We start from the raw sequence: 3,440 nt of genomic DNA, 5'->3' as shown, positions 1-3,440 counted from the left end.
CAATAAAGCAATTGGAATAAAGCATCTATGATTTTTGCTAAATATAAGTTATAATACATTCAAAAATATTTTTGAATGAGGTGCTTTATGTTTTCGACTGTGATTACTGCTGCTGTTTTATATATTGCTACAGCAGTGGATTTGTTAGTAATACTATTAATATTTTTTGCTAGAGCAAAGACTAGAAAAGAATATAGAGATATTTATGTTGGTCAATATTTAGGGTCTATTATTTTAATATTAGTTAGTTTGTTTTTAGCTTTTGTATTAAATTATGTTCCAGAGAAGTGGATATTAGGTTTATTGGGTTTAATACCAATTTATCTTGGAATTAAAGTGGCTATTTATGATGATTGTGAAGGAGAAAAGAGAGCTAAAAAAGAATTGAATGAAAAAGGATTGTCTAAATTAGTTGGTACGGTTGCAATTGTTACGATAGCAAGTTGTGGTGCTGATAATATTGGTTTATTTGTTCCATATTTTGTGACATTAAGTGTTACTAATTTATTAATTACTTTGTTTGTCTTTTTAATTTTAATTTTCTTCTTGGTATTTACTGCACAAAAATTAGCTAATATTCCAGGAGTTGGAGAAATTGTTGAGAAATTTAGTCGTTGGATTATGGCTGTTATTTATATAGCTTTAGGTTTATTTATTATTATTGAAAATGACACTATTCAAACAATTTTAGGATTTATATTTTAATTTAGGGTGTGATTTTATATGAGTTATGAAAATGCTTGTGATGTGATCTGTGTACATGAGGATAAAGTTAACAATGCTTTAAGTTTTTTAGAAGATGATAAATCTAAGAAATTACTTAATATTTTAGAAAAAATTTGTGATGAGAAGAAATTGAAAATCATATTATCTTTGATTAAAGAAGATGAGTTGTGTGTTTGTGATATTTCTTTGATATTGAAAATGAGTGTTGCTTCAACTTCACATCATTTAAGGCTTTTATATAAAAATGAGGTACTTGATTTTTATAAAGATGGAAAGATGGCATATTATTTTATTAAAGACGATGAAATAAGAGAGTTTTTCTCTAAAAATCAGGAGGGTTTTTGAAACGAGTGAAACGAGTTTCTTCTTGTCTTGATACTAAAAAAAGCAAAGATATAACATAAAATGACTTATCGGAAGTTATCTATTATCACATATTAAGAGATAATATACAGGTCGCCTATCTCTCAGGCGTCAAATTTAGACGCAGAGAGGAGGTGTTATTCATGCTAGAAATTCTTGTTCACATCACGACCACAGTCATCAGTGGTTGTATTGTTGCGTTATTTACGCATTGGCTACGTAATCGCAACGATAAATAGGCGACTATAGTCATACCTAAAAAAACCCCTCACTATTGCCGTAGTGAGGGGTTTGGTGTATTCATGCTAGAATTCTTGTTAATCATATTATAACACTGATAAGTAAGAGAATGCAAAAACATCTTACTAACTTTGGTTATACAGACTATTTATTATTCTTTTCCAACTTTCAGTAACGTCATCCCATGAATCCTTCCAATTTTCATTTATAAATCTGTACGCGTTATATGGTTTTTCATTAGAAGGTGGATTATATCCAAGCATATCTTCAATACACTCTTCTAATAAGTATAATTTAGCATCATCATTGAGAGCTTTAGATATTGGTTCATTGAATTTAGTTGCACCAGGTGTATTTGCATCTCTATCATGCATAACATAGGTTTTAATACCCATAGATTTTAAGTAATTTACTAAAGGAATAATTGCAGCTTTACCCCTCGCTTTAATAATCTCCCAATTGTAAGAAAACTCTTTTTGCATATGTTCAGGCATTCTTAGTATAGTTTCTTTAAAAACTAGTTCTTCAGTATCACCTTCAATAATAAGAACATTTTTAGTAAAAAATATTTTGGCAATACTGTCATCCATTTTTAAAATCATTTTTACATAAGTTTTATCCTCATCAGTTAAATTTTTAAACTTAGAACTAATATTAAAAGGATTAATAATTACTTGTTCTATATTAGGCTCATTATTATCCCCATTTTCATTTAATGGATTTGGTTTTTCTTCTAAATTAAAAGAATTTAATATTTGATTAGTATTTTTACTTAAATCAATCATATAAGGAGAATGTGTAGTACAAATTATTTGATTATTTTCTTGTAATGATAAACTATATATAGTTTCCTTCATCTGTTTTGCTGCCTGAGGATGCAAATAAATTTCTGGTTCTTCAAAAGCAATTAATAAGGGTCTAATATACTCATCTTTTTGTTTTCTTTTATTTTCTCTCATATTTCTATATCTCAACATGGCAAATATTGCGGAACGAACCACACCTGCCCCTTGATTGTTAATTGAAGTATAAATATTACTACCTAATTGAACATCAAAATTAGGTTTAATAACATCATTTGCGTTTGATAAATTTGCTTTGGCAATGAAAGAAGAATTAGGGAAGATATCACTAACTACATTATTTAATTCCTTTAATAAATTTGAGAAGTCACTATTTTCATCTTGAGGATCTAATTCTTGTGCTAATTCATTCAGATAATATTGAGCATTCTTAAAGTTTTCTGATTCTTCTCTTATATCTTCAAATAGCTGATTTAAAGTAGTCATTAAAGATCCGTTTTTACCAGATAATTCCTCATTTTGAGATTGATCTTTAATTAAAAGAAATTTAGGAAGTCGACTAGAGACGTTTTGAGGAATACCTCCAGGATTTTCAAACCATTCTATAGAATCTGTTATATCAAATATTATCTCTGAGCCTTCTTCTTCTAGTTTTTTCCATTCTGGAATAGATATTTTTTTATTTTTTTTATTTATATTAATTATATTAAATGAATTTTCGAATACTGATTTATCTACGCCATTATCTATAAAATCTTTAATACTTTTACAATCCTTATAATCTTCTTTTAAAGTGAGGGATTTTTGTTTCATTTCAATTTTACAGCCACTGCTATCAAATGTTTTTCTATAATAAAAGCTATAACCTTCTTTTTCAAAATCTTCGTTTTTGAAGAGCCTGTGTGAGTTAAAACCCCTCCAATTTAATGCATCAGTAGTTAAATGATTAAACTCAGCAGTTATTATGACTTTATCAGTTAATCGATCAACTTCATTGTTATTATTAATAAAACAACAAAAATCACTATCATCGATTTTTTTTATATCTTCTAATAGGTATTTAATTGCTTTTAATACTGAACTTTTTCCAGCATTATTCGGCCCGATAAGAAAAGTAGTATCTTCACAAATTACTTCTGTAGAATAATGTTTTCTAAATCCTTCAATTTTTATCGATTTCAATTTCATTTTAGACAATTCCTTTAATTTTTTTATATTTTCTTTAATTTTATCATTAAGTCCTGTATTTATCATAAATAATTTTTGATAATTATAAGTACACTCTAATCATATAATAATTTAGAAACA

At 27.3% G+C, this 3,440-nt stretch carries 4 protein-coding genes; 3 read left to right on the top strand and 1 reads right to left on the bottom strand.

All coding sequences use genetic code 11. The annotated features are described in order from the left end of the window. The first annotated feature begins 87 nt into the window (after positions 1–87). The 3 genes from cadD to KA824_RS10335 all read left to right on the top strand — a co-directional run bounded on the left by cadD (position 88) and on the right by KA824_RS10335 (position 1,328). Positions 88–705 (top strand): cadmium resistance transporter CadD, encoded by a 618-nt coding sequence (gene cadD / locus KA824_RS10345; RefSeq protein ID WP_031863445.1) that lies wholly within the window; start codon positions 88–90, stop codon positions 703–705. An 18-nt stretch (positions 706–723) separates the two neighbouring features. Beyond that, positions 724–1,071, top strand: a complete 348-nt coding sequence (locus tag KA824_RS10340; protein WP_002508637.1) for an ArsR/SmtB family transcription factor — start codon at positions 724–726, stop codon at positions 1,069–1,071. A gap of 161 nt (positions 1,072–1,232) precedes the next feature. After that, on the top strand, positions 1,233–1,328 hold the full coding sequence (locus KA824_RS10335; RefSeq protein WP_000889979.1) for a type I toxin-antitoxin system Fst family toxin: 96 nt from the start codon (positions 1,233–1,235) through the stop codon (positions 1,326–1,328). A gap of 126 nt (positions 1,329–1,454) precedes the next feature. On the opposite strand, the gene KA824_RS10330 is transcribed toward KA824_RS10335, so the two are convergent. Continuing rightward, a complete protein-coding gene (locus tag KA824_RS10330; protein ID WP_192945753.1) occupies positions 1,455–3,320 on the bottom strand; it encodes an ATP-dependent nuclease in 1,866 nt (621 codons plus the stop codon). Positions 3,321–3,440 lie beyond the last annotated feature (120 nt).

The organism is Staphylococcus sp. GDY8P198P (assembly GCF_017891615.1).
GTDB classification, from domain to species: Bacteria; Bacillota; Bacilli; order Staphylococcales; family Staphylococcaceae; genus Staphylococcus; species Staphylococcus cohnii.
This window is presented reverse-complemented; position numbering and strand designations above follow the sequence as displayed.

Coding starts and splice junctions, on each gene's coding strand:
- cadD (WP_031863445.1), top strand. CDS start 88: ATGTTTTCGACTGTGATTACTGCTGCTGTTTTATATATTGCTACAGCA.
- KA824_RS10340 (WP_002508637.1), top strand. CDS start 724: ATGAGTTATGAAAATGCTTGTGATGTGATCTGTGTACATGAGGATAAA.
- KA824_RS10335 (WP_000889979.1), top strand. CDS start 1,233: ATGCTAGAAATTCTTGTTCACATCACGACCACAGTCATCAGTGGTTGT.
- KA824_RS10330 (WP_192945753.1), bottom strand. CDS start 3,320: ATGAAATTGAAATCGATAAAAATTGAAGGATTTAGAAAACATTATTCT.